Origin of the sequence: Bacillus pumilus (assembly GCF_003431975.1) — a bacterium.
Classification (GTDB): domain Bacteria; phylum Bacillota; class Bacilli; order Bacillales; family Bacillaceae; genus Bacillus; species Bacillus pumilus_N.
Map to the genome: position 1 here is coordinate 2,581,623 of NZ_CP027116.1, position 15,170 is coordinate 2,596,792.

Sequence of the window (15,170 nt, forward strand, 5' to 3'; positions counted from 1 at the left end):
AGAGCCCATGGACTGGACCCTCCTTTTGATCAATCAATAAATTCAAATTCAAATTCAAGCAGACGAATGATGTCGCCGTCTTTTGCACCACGCTCACGTAAGGCATCATCGACACCCATTCCGCGCAGCTGTCTAGAGAATCGTTTCACGGACTCATCTCTTGAGAAATCTGTCATCTTAAACAGTCGCTCAAGTGCTTTACCCGTTAAGACAAATGTGCCATCAGGATCTCTTGAGATCTCAAATGGTGCATCTCCCTCATCAAACCTGTACATCACGCGGTTATCAGATAGCTCTTCTTCATTATAGAGCGGGAATTCCGGTGTTGTTTCAAGTTGATTGGCGATTTCAAATAAGAGCTCACGAAGCCCCTCTCTTGTAATCGCACTAATTGGGAATACTTTATCATCATCTGTTAATTTTTCTTTAAATGCCGCTAGATTGTCGGCAGCATCTGGCATGTCCATTTTGTTCGCTACAATGATTTGTGGACGCTCTGTGAGCCTCATGTTGTATTGCTCAAGCTCTTCATTAATGGTCACATAATCTTCGTACGGGTCACGTCCTTCAAGTCCTGACATATCAATGACATGGACGATGACACGAGTACGCTCAATGTGGCGTAAAAATTGATGACCTAAGCCCACACCTTCGTGCGCTCCTTCAATCAATCCTGGCAGATCCGCCATGACAAAGCTTCGGTTATCATCTGTTTCGACAACTCCTAGGTTCGGCACAAGCGTTGTGAAATGATAATCCGCAATTTTCGGTTTCGCAGAAGAGACAATTGAAAGCAGAGTTGACTTCCCGACACTTGGGAAACCAACGAGTCCAACATCTGCAAGTACTTTTAATTCTAAGATGACGTCACGTTCTTTACCTGGTTCACCATTTTCAGAAAGCTGCGGTGCAGGGTTTGCCGGTGTTGCGAAACGTGAATTTCCTCGTCCGCCTCGTCCACCTTTTGCAATGACCGCCCGCTGTCCATGCTCTGTTAAGTCAGCAAGTACTTGTTCCGTCTCTGCATCTGTCACAACGGTACCCGGCGGAACTTTGACAATCATCTCTTCCGAATTCCGGCCATGCTGGTTTTTACTCATGCCATGCTCGCCGCGATCTGCCTTGAAATGACGTTTATAACGAAAGTCCATTAACGTTCTAAGTCCTTCGTCTACTTCAAATACAACATCCGCACCATTTCCGCCATCGCCGCCAGCCGGTCCGCCTTTTGGCACATATTTTTCACGACGGAACGCCACCATACCGTTTCCGCCGTCACCGCCTTTAACATACACTTTAACCTGATCTACAAACATAACTTCCTCCGTTTCTCTGCATCACATATCTCGTTCTTGCCTCAAACAAAGCTCAATCATGGACTCATGACTTGTCACATGAAATTGCGTTACACTCATACATGGATAGTTTGCTTCATGAAACGCATTTAACGCATCCAAACTTGTTAATTTCCCTTTGAAATCAAAATATAAGATCACATCATTCTCTTCATGATCTGTTTGGAACGTGACCGTTAAATGATTTTCAGTTTTTTGGCAAACTGATTGATCGAATATCGAAAACAACTCCTGTGATACCGTTAGCAGCTGCGATTCATATGCTGATAAGTCTCGGGTTTCACCAAGCACTTCATATTCTAGGGTGATAAAATGCGACTCCCAATTAAATGTTAGAAAGGAATAGGCCAATTGGGGAATTTTTAAATTTGAGAGTTTGGATTCATGCTGTGCTTCAATGACCATTTCTTCTATAATTTCAAACACCCGGTCATATTTTTCTAATGTCAAGTTGCCTTTGATCAGCTGCAATTTATTCATCCAGTCGTGTCTTGAACGACTGAGCAGATAGATCAATTCATTTGTTAATGCAACGTGAGTTAATTTTTCGTTTTGTTTACTTGGTATCTCTTCCATTATCGCACTCCCAATCGTTTGGTCTCTCTTTTAGGAGTCTTATCATCACTCTGTCTCCCTGAATTATAACAGAGAAGACAGCATAGAAAAACACTAGTTATGTGAGGAAAGGTTGTTTTTTCTGATCTATAGGAGAAAATGAGGCAAAGTCAGCAAACGTTCTTTGATATTTATGGAGTGCATCTTCTTTTATCATCTTCGGTACCACTTGTAAAAAGCGCAAAAGCTCCCTGAACAGTGAAAAAAACTCCAGTCAATGACCGGAGTTTTTAGCAATTATTGTGCCGCAGGATATACGCTCACTTTTTTACGGTCACGACCGAAACGTTCGAATTTAACTGTTCCGTCGATTTTAGCGAAAAGAGTGTCGTCGCCTCCGCGTCCAACGTTTTCACCTGGATAGATTTTCGTTCCACGTTGACGATAAAGGATAGAACCACCAGTTACGAATTGACCATCAGCACGTTTAGCGCCTAAACGTTTAGACTCAGAGTCACGTCCGTTCTTTGTAGAACCTACCCCTTTTTTAGATGCGAAAAATTGAAGATCTAATCTAAGCATGAAGTTCACCTCCTATTTTTTTGTAGATATTCTCACATAATCGTGATAATCTCGTTCAATTGTCTCTAAGGAAACGACCATGCCTTCTAAAAGCAGCTGGGCTTTTTCAAAGGATACTGGATCTGTATCAGCAGGCAATTCAAAAGAGAAGTAGCCACCTTCTTCACCAATATCAAGCAGTGGGTCCAATCCTGTCAGTGCAATAACTGAATTGACTGAGCCGAAAACAACAGCAGAAACACCTGCACAAACGAGATCCTGACCTTTTTCAGCAAACTCGGCATGTCCAGTCATCTGAAAAGACGTAATGCTTTCATCTGCTACTGACCGAGTAATGGTTGCTTTGATCATATCACTCACACGCCTTAAGCGTTGATTTTTTCGATAACAACTTTAGTGTAAGGTTGACGATGACCTTGTTTCTTGTGGTTGTTTTTCTTCGGTTTGTACTTGAACACAGTAATTTTCTTACCGCGACCTTGTTTTTCAACTTTAGCCGTTACTGTTGCTCCAGCAACTGAAGGGTTACCCACTTTGACAGTGTCTCCGCCGACAAACAATACGTTTTCAAAAGTTACTGTTTCACCTGCTTCAGCAGTTAGTTTTTCAACATAAACAGTTTGACCTTCTTCAACTTTTACTTGTTTACCACCAGTTTCGATAATTGCGTACATCTCTGCACCTCCTAATAAACTCAGACTCGCCGAATACAGGGGGCCTTAGGCTCTTTACACCTGCTCCGCGCGGTTGTAGCACGGGTGCTACATATCCATAACATTAAAAAATATATCAAATTGAACGCAGAATGTCAACGTATTTTCACCACTAGTACGGCAAAAGAAGCTCTTCCATTGAGGAAGTGGTTCTTCGATCTGAAAAATACGCGTGGAGCAGTTCATTTTCATCAAGCTCGCTCATTTTCACGCCGTTCCTTTCAATAATAATCGGATGCTTGCAGCCTCTTTGGAATCGTGCCATGACTTCATATACTTTGTCCTCAGCACTCGCTCTCAGCGGAATAAGCTTTTCTACCTTTTGCTCTTTTTTACCGTAATAGCGTTCTAGTAAAAAACGAACTCTGACGTAATGCCGCTGCCTGTGCTCCATCACGAGTGAATAAGCTAAAAAAGTGAGCAACACCCAGCCATTGAACTGAAGCGGGGCAAACAAAAGTAACCCTGCAGTCAATAGACCGAAAAAGATAAGCGAGCCTTTTATAGCAAGGCCATGTGCACGTTGGAAAGGGTAATATGCTGATAAGAGCAAAAAGAATAATTTCCCGCCATCAAGCGGCCAAATAGGTAAAAGGTTCACAAGAAAAATCGCCATATTATAAAAGGTGAACATCGTAAAAATATCGTGCGAGATCAGAGAAGCCTCCATGAAAAGCCACGCCATAAGCTGGAGCGGTATATGCTGGAGCGGCCCGCATAAAATGACCGCCAGCTCTTCCTTTAGCGGGCGGTTCCCATGCTCTTCTACTTCTACCGCTCCGCCAAATGGAAGTAAAAAAATCCGTCGAATGCGCCAATGATAATAGCAAGCAGCCGCTGCATGTCCAAGCTCATGGACAAAGACAATGATGAGCAGACAAAGCAGCGGCTTAATTTGACCTGAGAGAATCGCAAACGCCATCACAATCCATAGAAGCGGATGAATGTGAATTTTCATCAGCATTATGAGCCATCTATTCAAAGGTCATCACCTGAATAGGATCGATGAACTGTTCATTTTGCTTTATAGCAAAATAATACGTTCCCTTTCCTTGATCATCAAGTGAGATTTGGCCAATTTTTTCACCCTTATCGACAAAATCGTATAAAGCCACATCTGCTTCCTTTAATTGACCGTACCAGCTATAGCTGTTATCTGCATGCTGCACGACCACTGTAAGACCTGTGTCACTTTTCTTTTTCACCTCTACTACATAGCCTTCCTTCATACTGTCAATGGCTTCAGCCGACGTTTCGACTTTGACACCTGCTCCATTTTGCGTAAAGGATTCCTGCACCTTTCCAGAGGCAGGTACAGCCAGTTCTTGGTTCGCTTGTACATCTTTTTGATCTTCCTTTTTGTCGGTTAAAAAGGCAAGGGGGTTCCCCACTGTCTTCTCAAACCAGCGATTGGCAGCAGCAAATTGAAAATCCTGCTCAAAGGTCTGCGTAATCATAGGCTTTAGCTGCTGAAACGGACCTGCTTGACCTTTAAATGAAATGGCCGCAATCAACACAAGGGACGCAGATAATAAACATTTCAGCACAAAGGCATTCGGGTTAAATAACGGATGCCGATATTTCTTCTCCTGGTGCGACGACGACTCATAGGAAGACGCCCCTGAATGCTTTTCTTCCTCCGTCAGCATCACCCATGGAGGGATATCTTCTTTTTTCTTAAAAGTCGTCTTCTTCGGAGGAGCAGCTGGCTGTTTCGTTTTATGGCGTTGCGCGATTTTTTTTCGGTACTCGTCCACTCTTTTCATGAGATCACCCTTTACATACAAACAGTTTGTACATTTTATGTGGTGACCTCATCTGATATGCAACAAAAAGACCGATTCTCATCGAATCGGTCTCATCTTACCTGAATACTTATGCTCTTACACCAAAAAATGCTTTCAGCTTCGCAAACATTCCTTTGTTTTCATCTTCAAATGATTGAAGCGGAACAGATTCGCCTAGCACACGGCGAGCGATATTACGATATGCGATTGATACTTTGTTTTTAGCATCCATGACAATCGGTTCACCATTGTTTGAAGCTTTAATGACGTCATCATCATCTGCTACAATGCCAAGAAGATCAATCGATAAGTGATGGACAACTTCATCCACATCCATTGAATCGCCACTTTTCGCCATGTGTGTACGAATACGGTTGACAATCAAACGAGGCGGTTCGATATCTTCTTGTTCTAACAAGCCGATGATTCGATCAGCATCTCTTACAGCTGAAATTTCCGGTGTCGTCACGACAATTGCCTTATCAGCACCAGATACAGCATTTTTAAAGCCTTGCTCAATTCCAGCAGGGCAGTCAATGACAACATAATCAAAGTCTTGTTTCAATGATTGAATTAATTCTTTGATCTGCTCCGGCTCTACAGCCGTTTTATCGCTTGTTTGAGCAGCAGGTAAAAGATACAAAAGATCGTCGAAACGCTTATCTTTTACAAGCGCTTGGTGAATTTTACATCTTCCTTCTACTACATCGACTAGATCATAAATAATGCGGTTCTCAAGCCCCATCACGACATCCAGATTCCGAAGGCCAATATCGGTATCAACTAGACACACTTTTTTTCCTTGAATTGCTAGTGCTGTGCCTAAGTTTGCAGATGTTGTTGTTTTGCCAACGCCGCCTTTTCCTGAGGTAATCACAATAGCCTCGCCCAATTTCACATTCCTCCCTCAAGCCTTGTCAGATTAGGTCTTATATGAGCCAATTGCTGCAGGCGTTCAATGATCATGTTGCCATCTATATCTAAATAAGCACATTCCATTTCATTTCCATCTTCTTTTTGATCCGGTGCTCGGTTAAAAACTTGTGCGATGCGAAGCTGTGTTGGAATCATACGAGATGCCGCAATGACAGCTTGTTTGTTCCCATTACATCCAGCATGTGCCACACCTTTTAATGCGCCAAGAACAAAAATATTCCCCCCTGCACGAATCGTTCCGCCAGGATTGACATCTCCTATTAATAAGAGATCTCCTTCGACATACAGCACCTGTCCAGAGCGGACAATTTTGGCTACAGAGGTAATTTCGGCCTCTGCTTTTAATCGTCTCGCCTCTTCAGATGACATGACGTCACTTTCAATCGAATGAATGACGAGATGCTCATTTTCAGACACCGCTTCAGTCAAACGCACTTCCTGATCCTCTGTTAAATAACGAAAACCAAGCTTAATATGCACATTAACTTTATGTCCTTCTCTGCCATCTGTATATTGCTCAAGTAAAAGAACCTCTCGCAGGCCAGAAAGAAGGTCATCAAACGAACAGTCATCATTTAACTGTAATGTTAATCCGTTTTTTGTACCTTTTATCGTCACATATTGCTGTTTTTGAGTTTTCAAGATGCTCACCTCAACAACATACTCATTTCGCCGTAATTGGACAAACTCCTGCTTTTATTCGTCGATCAGTCCTTGTTTCATATGAATGAAAAAGAGCCTAAGCGGCACAACAAGTATGAGAGACGCAGCAGTATTTAAAAGAATCGTTGGAATAAAGCGTTCGATGACATACGTATTAAACGGCATAATCTCTGGTTGAATTGTCGCTTGAACGCCGTACACATAAAACTCCATCACGGAAACAGCAATAATCGACAGAAAGACGACCACTAGCATATTCGTTTGCAGAACTTTAAAGGCTTTCGCTAGCAAATAACAAAGCGCTCCAAAGCCAAACATATGAACACCAAGTATGCCTGTATACGAAATATCATATAAAAGTCCAAAGATAAAACCGAATATCACACCATATTTCTGATTCACAAAAGCCGTCATAAATACGAGTGCAAGTAAGATGAAATGAGGAGCTAAAATTTGATTTTCTGAAACAAATGGGAGCTTCACTAGATCAACAAAAATGCTGTCAAATACGAAGATAAACAACATGACGAAAGCAAGAAGGACACGTCTCACGAGCCTTCCTCCTTCGTCAATTCAGATGTATTTCCCATACTTGTGCTGCGGTTCACCACAATCACTCGGTCTAAATTATTGAGCTCAGCCGCTGGTTCTACATAAATGATTTTTGTCAGGCCGTAATGATCTGGCTCGATTTCACTCACCTTACCAATCGTCAAGCCTTGTGGGAATACGCCCCCTGCTCCAGATGTTTCAACAAGATCTCCTTTTTTGACATCTCCATCTGCGTCAGATTTGAGAATATTCATTGTCAGCATTTTTTTCTTACTGTCATAACCGTTAATAATTCCGTTGAGTTCTTCTTTGCCCTTTTTCGCAAAAATTTTCGTTGAAATTCTATTATTTTGGTCAGTAGAGCTTAGCAACCTTACAGTCGAAGTAAAATTGTTGAGCTTATCACTTTCAATTTTCCCAATTAACGCACCACTCTCATTTGTGACCGCCATATCTTTGTCAACGCCTTGCTTTTTCCCTTTATCAATCATCACAAAGCTATCCCAAAGGGACGGATTTCTTGCGATAACCGTTGATAGAATTGGCGTATAATCACGAATAGAGTTCACATATCCAAGCTGTTTACGTAGCTTTTTGTTCTCATCTTCTAATTCTTGAAGTTTCGCCTCATATTGGGTTTGTCCATCAAGTTTTTTTCGAAGACGCTCGTTTTCATCATATGTGTTCTTTAAATCTTGTACGTTCCCATAAATACCGGCAATAAATTGTGATGGTTTATGAAAGACACCTTGAAAAAAGCCTGTCGTATCCCCCACTAATTTTTCCGGCCATGAAGCACCTCTGCCGCTTTTCACTGAAAAACCAATCATGGCCACCAGTACGATGACACAGACAAGGAGCAACATTAATCTTTTATTCATAAAAAACTGCGGCATGTCTTACACCTCTTTATTTACGCCCGATTATCGATTGTCTTTTGATTTTCCTTTGAACAAATGAATATGCTCTAGTGCTTTTCCTGTACCGATTGCCACACAGTCAAGCGGGTCTTCAGCAATAATGACTGGCATCTTCGTTTCATCACTAATCACTTTGTCAAGATTACGAAGCAATGCACCGCCGCCAGTTAAAACGATTCCGCGATCCATAATATCTGCTGCCAGCTCAGGCGGAGTTTTTTCAAGTGTCATTTTCACCGCATCGACAATTGTTTCCACCGTATCGCGAAGCGCTTTTGCAATCTCATCTGCCGTAATAGAGATTGTTTTTGGCAGACCTGTTAAAAGGTCACGACCGCGAATATCCATCTCATCATGTACGTCAGGCTGTGCAGAACCGATTTCCATTTTAATGGCTTCTGAAGTACGGTCACCGATCATCAGGTTATACGTTTTACGGATATAGCTGCTGATCGCATCATCCATTTCGTCTCCTGCCACGCGGATCGATTGTGATGTCACAATGCCGCCAAGAGAAATAATGGCTACCTCTGTTGTTCCGCCGCCAATGTCTACAACCATACTTCCTGTTGGCTCCCATACAGGAAGGTTAGCACCGATCGCCGCAGCAAAAGGCTCTTCAATCGGGTATGCGTCACGTGCACCAGCTTGTCTTGTTGCATCAATGACTGCACGCTCTTCTACAGCTGTAATTCCAGATGGTACGCATACCATCACGTAAGGTTTACGAGCAAAAAGCCCTTTGCCTTTTAATGCTTGATTAATGTAATATTTCATCATTGTTGCTGTCGTCTCGTAATCTGCAATGACTCCGTCTTTCATTGGGCGTAGTGCCACAACATTACCAGGTGTACGGCCAATCATATTTCTAGCGTCATTTCCTACCGCCACTATAGACTTCGTATCAGTTTCCAAAGCTACGACCGAAGGTTCTCTTACAACAATGCCTTTTCCTTTAATAAAAACGAGCGTATTCGCTGTTCCAAGATCTATTCCAAGGTCTTTTGTACCAATTCCAAACATATGTATGTATCTTCCTTTCTTAAACCAAAATTCCCTTTAGGGAAAAACTCATAAACTCTATTATATCGTAAAACATTGAAAAAAAAAGTGTTACAAATACCCTTTTTCCTTCAAACTCACAAATTTTTGATCACCTATGACAAGATGATCAAGCAGCTGTATTCCAATCAGCTTTCCACATTCAAAAAGTCGCTGTGTCACTTCAATATCTTCCCTGCTAGGCGTCGGATCTCCAGATGGATGGTTGTGCACACATATAAATGAAGCCGCCGATCGTTTAAAGGCTTCTTTGAAAATTTCGCGCGGGTGAACGATTGATGAATTCAGGCTTCCAATAAACACGGTATGTTTATGAAGAACTTGATTTTTTGTATTAAGATAAAGACAAACGAAATTCTCCTGTGTCAAAAATCTCATATCTTCCATCACAAAGTTTGCCCCATCCTCTGGTGTGCGGATCACATAGCGGTTGTCCGTCGTTTGATGGTGTAGTCTAGTGCCGAGTTCTAAAGCAGCTAAAAGAGAAATTGCCTTTGCCTTCCCAACTCCTCGAATTTTCGACATTTCTTCAATAGAGGCTTCCTTTACAGAGCGAAGGCCGCCAAACGTTTGCAGAAGTCTTGCGGAAATTTGGAGAACTGACTCTTTTTTTGTGCCTGTTCTTAAAAGGATCGCAACAAGTTCATGATTTGACAAACTGCTGGGCCCATATTTGATAAATCGTTCTCTCGGTTTTTCATCATGAGGGAGATGCTTTAGCAGCATAGGGAAATCGTTCAGGATGACCACTCCTTTTAGAATTCCTTCCTGTCTTCAAAAAGGGGTGATTCCAAAGGTTTCAAGCACTCTAACTGTTTTGGCAATAGGGAGACCTACAACGGAAAAGTAATCACCATCTATTTTTTGAACAAACAGTGCGCCTTTCCCTTGAATGCCATAGCTTCCCGCTTTATCAAGTGGTTCGCCCGAATCGATATAGCGGTCTATTTCATTTTGAGTCAGCGTCCAAAATGTCACTTCTGTCTGTTCATAAAATGTTTCTTTTCTATTCTCTGACTGAATCGTGACACCCGTCAAGACTTGATGTGTCTTTCCTGACAATAATTGAAGCATGAAAGCCGCTTCTTTCTTGTCTTTTGGTTTCCCAAGACATTTGCCGTCAATTGCAACAATTGTATCTGCAGCAATGATCACAGCTTTGGGATATAATCTTTGAATATCATTTGCTTTTTGTTCTGCCAACCATTGGACGTTCTCAGCAGGGGAAAGGTTTCGATTTATTTCTTCTTTTAAATGACTTGCTTGAATGTCATAAGAAAACCCTGCTAGATCAAGCAATTCTTTTCTTCTAGGTGATTGAGATGCAAGAATCAATCGGTTCATGTTTGTTCATCCTTTCAGGGTTTAGCCTAAGAAGTAAGATACCCATTCATCCTATCAAATGCACATCTTACCGACAATTTACGAAAATTCATTTTTCATGTACCTTCATCATTATGTTGGATGCAAAAGAAAAAAACTAGTCATTTTTTGACTAGTTTCGTTTCTTAAAAAATGATTTTACGTATTTAATTGATCTAGCAGTGCTTGCTGAGATTTCCAGCCGTTTTCAGCAGTTGGGTCATTTAATAGCTGCACAGCTTTCAGCAAACTGCTTTTAGCCGATGCGTCCTCTGTTTTCGCACTTTCAAGCTCAGAAATTAGCTGTGTAACTTCCTGTTTATCCACATCATCGCCCGCTATCACTTTAGAGGATAATACCGAAGCCTTCTCTATTAAACTAGTCAACTCATCCGGTACTTGGAAGGAAAGCTCCTTCCCTCCCCACGCCTCAAAATGCTCGTCGATCAGTTTTTTCCCAACAGCACTTGTCATTCCCTGCTCTGTTGCAAGCCCAGCAATAACATAATATCCATCATCCATTGAGACCTTTTTACCCGCATACCCAGCATCTTTTAAACTGCCAACTAAGGCATCTGCTCCTTTTTCAGAAGAAAATTTCCCAGCCTGTACAACGAAAGTTGATAAACTGCCAGAGGCACTTTTTTCACCTGTGGTCTCTTTTGATTCATCAGTCGCACTTGCTTTTGGCGCATCTCCTCCGGCTTTCATCGAGGATTGATTTCCAGATCCTGATGCCGAGACACTAATATCGCCTCCTGATGGACTTGGTGTACTATCTTGACTTAAACTAAGCGCAAACACCCCAAGGCCTGTCCCAAGAACCACTGCAAACACAATCGTTGTCATCACTCTCTTGAAAGGACCGCGATTTTTACCGAACTTCTGATCAAAGGCGCCTTTTTTCTTTTGATAAGGCGTGACGACCTTTGGATCAGAATGATAAATATGATCGGCTGCATCATCCCACTGAAAATCTTCTTCTTTCGGTTTAGACGAATCTTCCTGAGAAGCTGCTGTCTCCTGTTCCGACTGCCTTTTTTCCTCCCAATTCGAAAACGTCAATTGATCTTCTTGCTGCTTTGGCGGCTGATGATCATCCTCATGTAGTATTTCTTCCTTGCCATTAATATTGACCTTGAGCCCTTGTTTTTTTGCCTGCCTCTTTTTCACTGTCATTCCCCGCTTTCTGACATGTTTGTAAGAAAGACCTTTCTGTCCAATGAATCAGCGCGAATGTAACCCGTCCTTCTTTCTGTTTCACACTTTAACATAGCGGAAAAAAAAAAGAACAAGACTTTTGTCGGCAGGGTCAAAAAGTGTTCGCCAATTTTTTCAACCGGTCGACCCGGCGAACGGGAACATGACATGAGCTCCATAGAGATACAGCCAAAAAGAAAAGGAGATCGCAGGAACAAAAGGAAATGGCTCATCTAATCGAAAAGAAAAAACCTTCGCATAGACGATTCCAGCGATACACGAGAGAAAAAGAATGAGAAGGAATGGCTTGAATCCTAAGCAAAATGCAAGCACTCCGAACAGTTTCATATCAGCTCCGCCCATGCTATTTGGCTTGAAACGATCTAAACTATAAAACAAGAGAAAGCAAAAAAGAAGCGAAGCCGCTCCTTCCCACCAAATAAGTAGAGGTTCAAGCATGCGGTATATGACGAAAAGAGGGAAAAAGAAGAGAAACAGCTCGTTTGGCACCCTCATATAAAGGAGATCGCTCACGACAGCAATCACAAATAAACTACAAATAATCACAAGAAAAAGACCTTCAAACGAAACACCAGCGATTCTATATATGAGCAAAAAAAGACTGCCTGACAGCAGCTCAACCATTGGATATAGCAAAGACAGCCGAGTGCCGCAATGTTTACAAGTCCCCCTCAATAAAGCATACGAAACTAGCGGGATCATCTCGCGCAAGGAAAGCGGCTGTTTACAAGCTGTGCAGTGAGAACGAGGAAAAAGAATAGACCGCTTCAGTGGCAGCCTTTCACCGACTAGATGAAAGAATGACCCCATGGTGACGCCCGCAAGAAACACAAAAATGCCTATCATATATCGTGACCCCTTCCGGAAATAGAATATCCCGGATTGTACCATAGCGATTCACCTTGAACACCTAATGAAAATGTGATTTCCCCTCTCATTTACATTTCAAAAGAAAAAAGACGCTCATTACATAGAAGAAATTGCGTCTTTTGATTACCTTAAAATACGATTTCGGATATCTGAGAAAAAATGTTACTAATAGCCTAACCCTTTTTCCTTCAAACTCACAAATTTTTGATCAAATATTACAAGTTAATAAAGCAAATATCCTAACAAGAAAGAGCACAAGATAGAAGCTTACCCCTCTTTTATAAAATCTCCCTATAATTAATCTTGTATAAGCAATTAGTTCCTCGAACTTTTTGTAGTGTGCTTAAATTAACTCAACATATAATCTCAAATACATTTCATTTAGAATAAAGGAAATTACAAATCACTTACTATAACTATTAAAATTTGGCTGATATGGAATTATCGACTTATGTTCTAGTGAACAAGCAATAAAATTCGTCAAAAGAGATGTTCAAATATACAGACAAAAGGTAATCCTGATACACAAAATATAATTATTATTCTTATTCAGGGAGGTATTATAATTCCTCACTACTCTATTACTAATTTTCTTGATAAAAAAATGAATCATGTTAAATAAACAGCGATAAAGCAATTGCAGATACCTTAGTACAATTTCTTAACTACATACTTCATCAAAAAAGGAGTGTCATCCAACATTTAAACATGTTTGAGATATTACTGATATAAAGTTACTCCATTTGGAATTGCATTTAGATTATTATGGATAAAAAGGAAACTTTAAGAGATACTGTTAAAAACAGAACATTACTTTCTACACTATTCTAACAGCTTAAATTATAAATTCTAAGATCTTGTCTAACAGATTTAATTTTGACTTTATAAATTAGTTTAGTAAGAATAGATTTAAAACTCACTTATTTCAATTGGAAAACATTCAAACTATAATAAATCTATATAAAGCTAAACAATTTTTCTTATCTAATAAGTTTGACTTCATACCAGAATATCCTTATTATCTGGACTGCCTTAATTATTTTTTTAATACATTACTGTTTTCTTTTTTATTTTTATCCTTATCATCACCTTGATCGTCTTCATTTTCTTCTTCATTTTGCTCTTCATGAAATTCAATACTGGTGTTTCCAGTAATATTGTCAAAGGGAGTATAGTAAACACCTATGCTTTTCCCTAAAATAATTCGTTTAAAAAGGATTACAACTATTGAAACAACTATTAATAACAAAAAAGAAAGAAGTACTCCACTGATAATAAGCATGCTATCCCTCCTTTCAAAAGATTATGTATATTCTAAATCGTTATGGGTAATTTTTCAAGTGAACGTATCATTGGTGAATCCCTCCACATAATTTCTTTTAAATCAACTGATAGCTCAATAGTAGGTAATCGATTTATTAATGTTAAAAAGGCAATTTTACTTTCTAACCTAGCTAAAAACGCTCCTAAACAGTGATGTTCTCCTTTTCCAAAAGAAAGATGCTTATTATTTATTCTCTTCAAGTTTAAACTATAAGGATTTTCAAACTTCACTGGGTCATGGTTAGCCGCAGCGTTAGAAACAATAACTACATCCCCTTTCAAAATCTCAAAACTTTTATATTCAAAACTTTCCTTAGCCCATCTCCCTTTAGATAAAAGAATTGGACTAGATGTTCTCAATAATTCTTCTATAGCTGATTCTATTGTTTCTGGATTATTCTTCAAGAAAGTATATTCAACTGGATTTCTCAGCAAATTCAACATCCCATTTCCGATTAAATTAACTGTTGTATCATATCCTGCCACAATTAAAAAGAAAATCATAGAATATAATTCACTTTTGTGCAGTTTATCATTATTAATCTCTTTTACTAATTCTGAAATCAAATCTCCTGTTTGACATTTCCTTTTTTCTTCAATTATGCCATCCAAATATGAAATAAATTCCCTTAATTTAGGCGTAATAATTTCTAAATTTTGAGCTGAACTATCCGTAAGCACATTGGCCCACTCAGTAAACAAATCATAATCTTCAGAAGGTACTCCTAAAACTTTAGAAATAACCGCAATAGGCAAAGGTCTTGCATACTCTTCCATTAAATCTATAGTTTTTTTTCCCTCCATTGAGTTCACTAACTCATTACAAATCTCTTCTATTTGATTGGTTAATTTTAAAATCATTTGAGGAGTAAAAGCCTTCTGAACAAGTTTTCGGAGCCTCATGTGATCCTCACCATCTTTAGACAATAAATTATCACTCAAGAGCTTCAATTCAGGAGTAGGAAAAAATCCCCTTTCAGCTTCTTCAGGTAGTATTCCTCTTGGATCTACAACTAATCTAGAGTCTTTTAAAAGTAATTCAGCATCTTCATATCTAGTAATCAACCAACTTCTCTGATTACCAAACTCTTCAGATTGAAAAAAATGTATTGGGTCCTTCCTTCTGAAAAAATCTAATATTTCTAAAGGATTATCTTTAAACTCTTGTGAGAAAGGATTAAATTTCATAATATTCGTTGACATAAACTTAAAAACCTCCAATATAATTGCTTTTTATTCATAATATTACCTGCTCTATACTCTCAAGCT

At 39.9% G+C, this 15,170-nt stretch carries 18 protein-coding genes and 1 other annotated feature; all 18 genes read right to left on the reverse strand.

Annotated elements, in window-relative coordinates:
* Positions 1–29: 29 nt before the first annotated feature.
* A complete protein-coding gene (obgE, locus tag C5695_RS13455) occupies positions 30–1,316 on the reverse strand; it encodes a GTPase ObgE (protein ID WP_117731159.1) in 1,287 nt (428 codons plus the stop codon).
* A gap of 21 nt (positions 1,317–1,337) precedes the next feature.
* On the reverse strand, positions 1,338–1,931 hold the full coding sequence (locus tag C5695_RS13460; RefSeq protein ID WP_117731160.1) for a sporulation initiation phosphotransferase B: 594 nt from the start codon (positions 1,929–1,931) through the stop codon (positions 1,338–1,340).
* Between the two features lie 276 nt (positions 1,932–2,207).
* The gene (gene rpmA / locus C5695_RS13465) at positions 2,208–2,492 is read right to left on the reverse strand and encodes a 50S ribosomal protein L27 (protein ID WP_003216586.1); all 285 of its coding nucleotides are present in this window, start codon (positions 2,490–2,492) and stop codon (positions 2,208–2,210) included.
* A 12-nt stretch (positions 2,493–2,504) separates the two neighbouring features.
* Positions 2,505–2,843 carry a ribosomal-processing cysteine protease Prp gene (locus C5695_RS13470; RefSeq protein ID WP_117731161.1) on the reverse strand — a complete coding sequence of 113 codons (339 nt, stop codon included), beginning with the start codon at positions 2,841–2,843 and terminating at the stop codon, positions 2,505–2,507.
* A 14-nt stretch (positions 2,844–2,857) separates the two neighbouring features.
* Positions 2,858–3,166 (reverse strand): 50S ribosomal protein L21, encoded by a 309-nt coding sequence (rplU, locus tag C5695_RS13475; RefSeq protein ID WP_041090936.1) that lies wholly within the window; start codon positions 3,164–3,166, stop codon positions 2,858–2,860.
* A gap of 12 nt (positions 3,167–3,178) precedes the next feature.
* Positions 3,179–3,251 (reverse strand) — a sequence feature (ribosomal protein L21 leader region).
* 66 nt (positions 3,252–3,317) lie between these two features.
* Positions 3,318–4,187: a M50 family metallopeptidase gene (locus tag C5695_RS13480; protein WP_117731162.1), complete on the reverse strand. Its 870-nt coding sequence runs from the start codon at positions 4,185–4,187 to the stop codon at positions 3,318–3,320.
* Positions 4,180–4,971, reverse strand: coding sequence for a M23 family metallopeptidase (locus C5695_RS13485; RefSeq protein ID WP_117731163.1), 792 nt, complete (start codon positions 4,969–4,971; stop codon positions 4,180–4,182). Before C5695_RS13485 ends, C5695_RS13480 begins: the two co-directional genes overlap by 8 nt.
* A 109-nt stretch (positions 4,972–5,080) precedes the next feature.
* A complete protein-coding gene (minD, locus tag C5695_RS13490; RefSeq protein WP_117731164.1) occupies positions 5,081–5,884 on the reverse strand; it encodes a septum site-determining protein MinD in 804 nt (267 codons plus the stop codon).
* Positions 5,885–5,886: 2 nt separating this feature from the next.
* On the reverse strand, positions 5,887–6,570 hold the full coding sequence (gene minC, locus C5695_RS13495) for a septum site-determining protein MinC (RefSeq protein WP_117731165.1): 684 nt from the start codon (positions 6,568–6,570) through the stop codon (positions 5,887–5,889).
* A 54-nt stretch (positions 6,571–6,624) separates the two neighbouring features.
* On the reverse strand, positions 6,625–7,143 hold the full coding sequence (gene mreD, locus C5695_RS13500) for a rod shape-determining protein MreD (protein ID WP_117731166.1): 519 nt from the start codon (positions 7,141–7,143) through the stop codon (positions 6,625–6,627).
* On the reverse strand, positions 7,140–8,039 hold the full coding sequence (gene mreC, locus C5695_RS13505; protein ID WP_117731167.1) for a rod shape-determining protein MreC: 900 nt from the start codon (positions 8,037–8,039) through the stop codon (positions 7,140–7,142). The genes mreD and mreC overlap by 4 nt, the downstream gene beginning before the upstream one ends.
* 27 nt (positions 8,040–8,066) lie before the next feature.
* Positions 8,067–9,086 carry a rod shape-determining protein gene (locus C5695_RS13510; RefSeq protein ID WP_012010766.1) on the reverse strand — a complete coding sequence of 340 codons (1,020 nt, stop codon included), beginning with the start codon at positions 9,084–9,086 and terminating at the stop codon, positions 8,067–8,069.
* 90 nt (positions 9,087–9,176) lie between these two features.
* Positions 9,177–9,851 (reverse strand): RadC family protein, encoded by a 675-nt coding sequence (gene radC / locus C5695_RS13515; RefSeq protein WP_034620589.1) that lies wholly within the window; start codon positions 9,849–9,851, stop codon positions 9,177–9,179.
* A gap of 48 nt (positions 9,852–9,899) precedes the next feature.
* Entirely contained in the window at positions 9,900–10,469 is a 570-nt protein-coding gene (locus C5695_RS13520; protein ID WP_117731168.1) for a Maf family protein, read from the reverse strand.
* Between the two features lie 177 nt (positions 10,470–10,646).
* On the reverse strand, positions 10,647–11,666 hold the full coding sequence (locus C5695_RS13525) for an SPOR domain-containing protein (RefSeq protein WP_117731169.1): 1,020 nt from the start codon (positions 11,664–11,666) through the stop codon (positions 10,647–10,649).
* Between the two features lie 156 nt (positions 11,667–11,822).
* The gene (locus C5695_RS13530) at positions 11,823–12,554 is read right to left on the reverse strand and encodes a prepilin peptidase (RefSeq protein WP_117731170.1); all 732 of its coding nucleotides are present in this window, start codon (positions 12,552–12,554) and stop codon (positions 11,823–11,825) included.
* A 1,060-nt stretch (positions 12,555–13,614) separates the two neighbouring features.
* The gene (locus C5695_RS13535) at positions 13,615–13,860 is read right to left on the reverse strand and encodes a DUF3951 domain-containing protein (RefSeq protein ID WP_035390988.1); all 246 of its coding nucleotides are present in this window, start codon (positions 13,858–13,860) and stop codon (positions 13,615–13,617) included.
* Positions 13,861–13,892: 32 nt separating this feature from the next.
* Positions 13,893–15,104 carry a cytochrome P450 family protein gene (locus C5695_RS13540; protein ID WP_117731171.1) on the reverse strand — a complete coding sequence of 404 codons (1,212 nt, stop codon included), beginning with the start codon at positions 15,102–15,104 and terminating at the stop codon, positions 13,893–13,895.
* Positions 15,105–15,170: the final 66 nt, after the last annotated feature.

Coding starts and splice junctions, on each gene's coding strand:
- obgE (WP_117731159.1), bottom strand. CDS start 1,316: ATGTTTGTAGATCAGGTTAAAGTGTATGTTAAAGGCGGTGACGGCGGA.
- C5695_RS13460 (WP_117731160.1), bottom strand. CDS start 1,931: ATGGAAGAGATACCAAGTAAACAAAACGAAAAATTAACTCACGTTGCA.
- rpmA (WP_003216586.1), bottom strand. CDS start 2,492: ATGCTTAGATTAGATCTTCAATTTTTCGCATCTAAAAAAGGGGTAGGT.
- C5695_RS13470 (WP_117731161.1), bottom strand. CDS start 2,843: ATGATCAAAGCAACCATTACTCGGTCAGTAGCAGATGAAAGCATTACG.
- rplU (WP_041090936.1), bottom strand. CDS start 3,166: ATGTACGCAATTATCGAAACTGGTGGTAAACAAGTAAAAGTTGAAGAA.
- C5695_RS13485 (WP_117731163.1), bottom strand. CDS start 4,971: ATGAAAAGAGTGGACGAGTACCGAAAAAAAATCGCGCAACGCCATAAA.
- mreC (WP_117731167.1), bottom strand. CDS start 8,039: ATGCCGCAGTTTTTTATGAATAAAAGATTAATGTTGCTCCTTGTCTGT.
- C5695_RS13510 (WP_012010766.1), bottom strand. CDS start 9,086: ATGTTTGGAATTGGTACAAAAGACCTTGGAATAGATCTTGGAACAGCG.
- radC (WP_034620589.1), bottom strand. CDS start 9,851: ATGCTGCTAAAGCATCTCCCTCATGATGAAAAACCGAGAGAACGATTT.
- C5695_RS13520 (WP_117731168.1), bottom strand. CDS start 10,469: ATGAACCGATTGATTCTTGCATCTCAATCACCTAGAAGAAAAGAATTG.
- C5695_RS13525 (WP_117731169.1), bottom strand. CDS start 11,666: ATGACAGTGAAAAAGAGGCAGGCAAAAAAACAAGGGCTCAAGGTCAAT.
- C5695_RS13530 (WP_117731170.1), bottom strand. CDS start 12,554: ATGATAGGCATTTTTGTGTTTCTTGCGGGCGTCACCATGGGGTCATTC.
- C5695_RS13535 (WP_035390988.1), bottom strand. CDS start 13,860: ATGCTTATTATCAGTGGAGTACTTCTTTCTTTTTTGTTATTAATAGTT.
- C5695_RS13540 (WP_117731171.1), bottom strand. CDS start 15,104: ATGTCAACGAATATTATGAAATTTAATCCTTTCTCACAAGAGTTTAAA.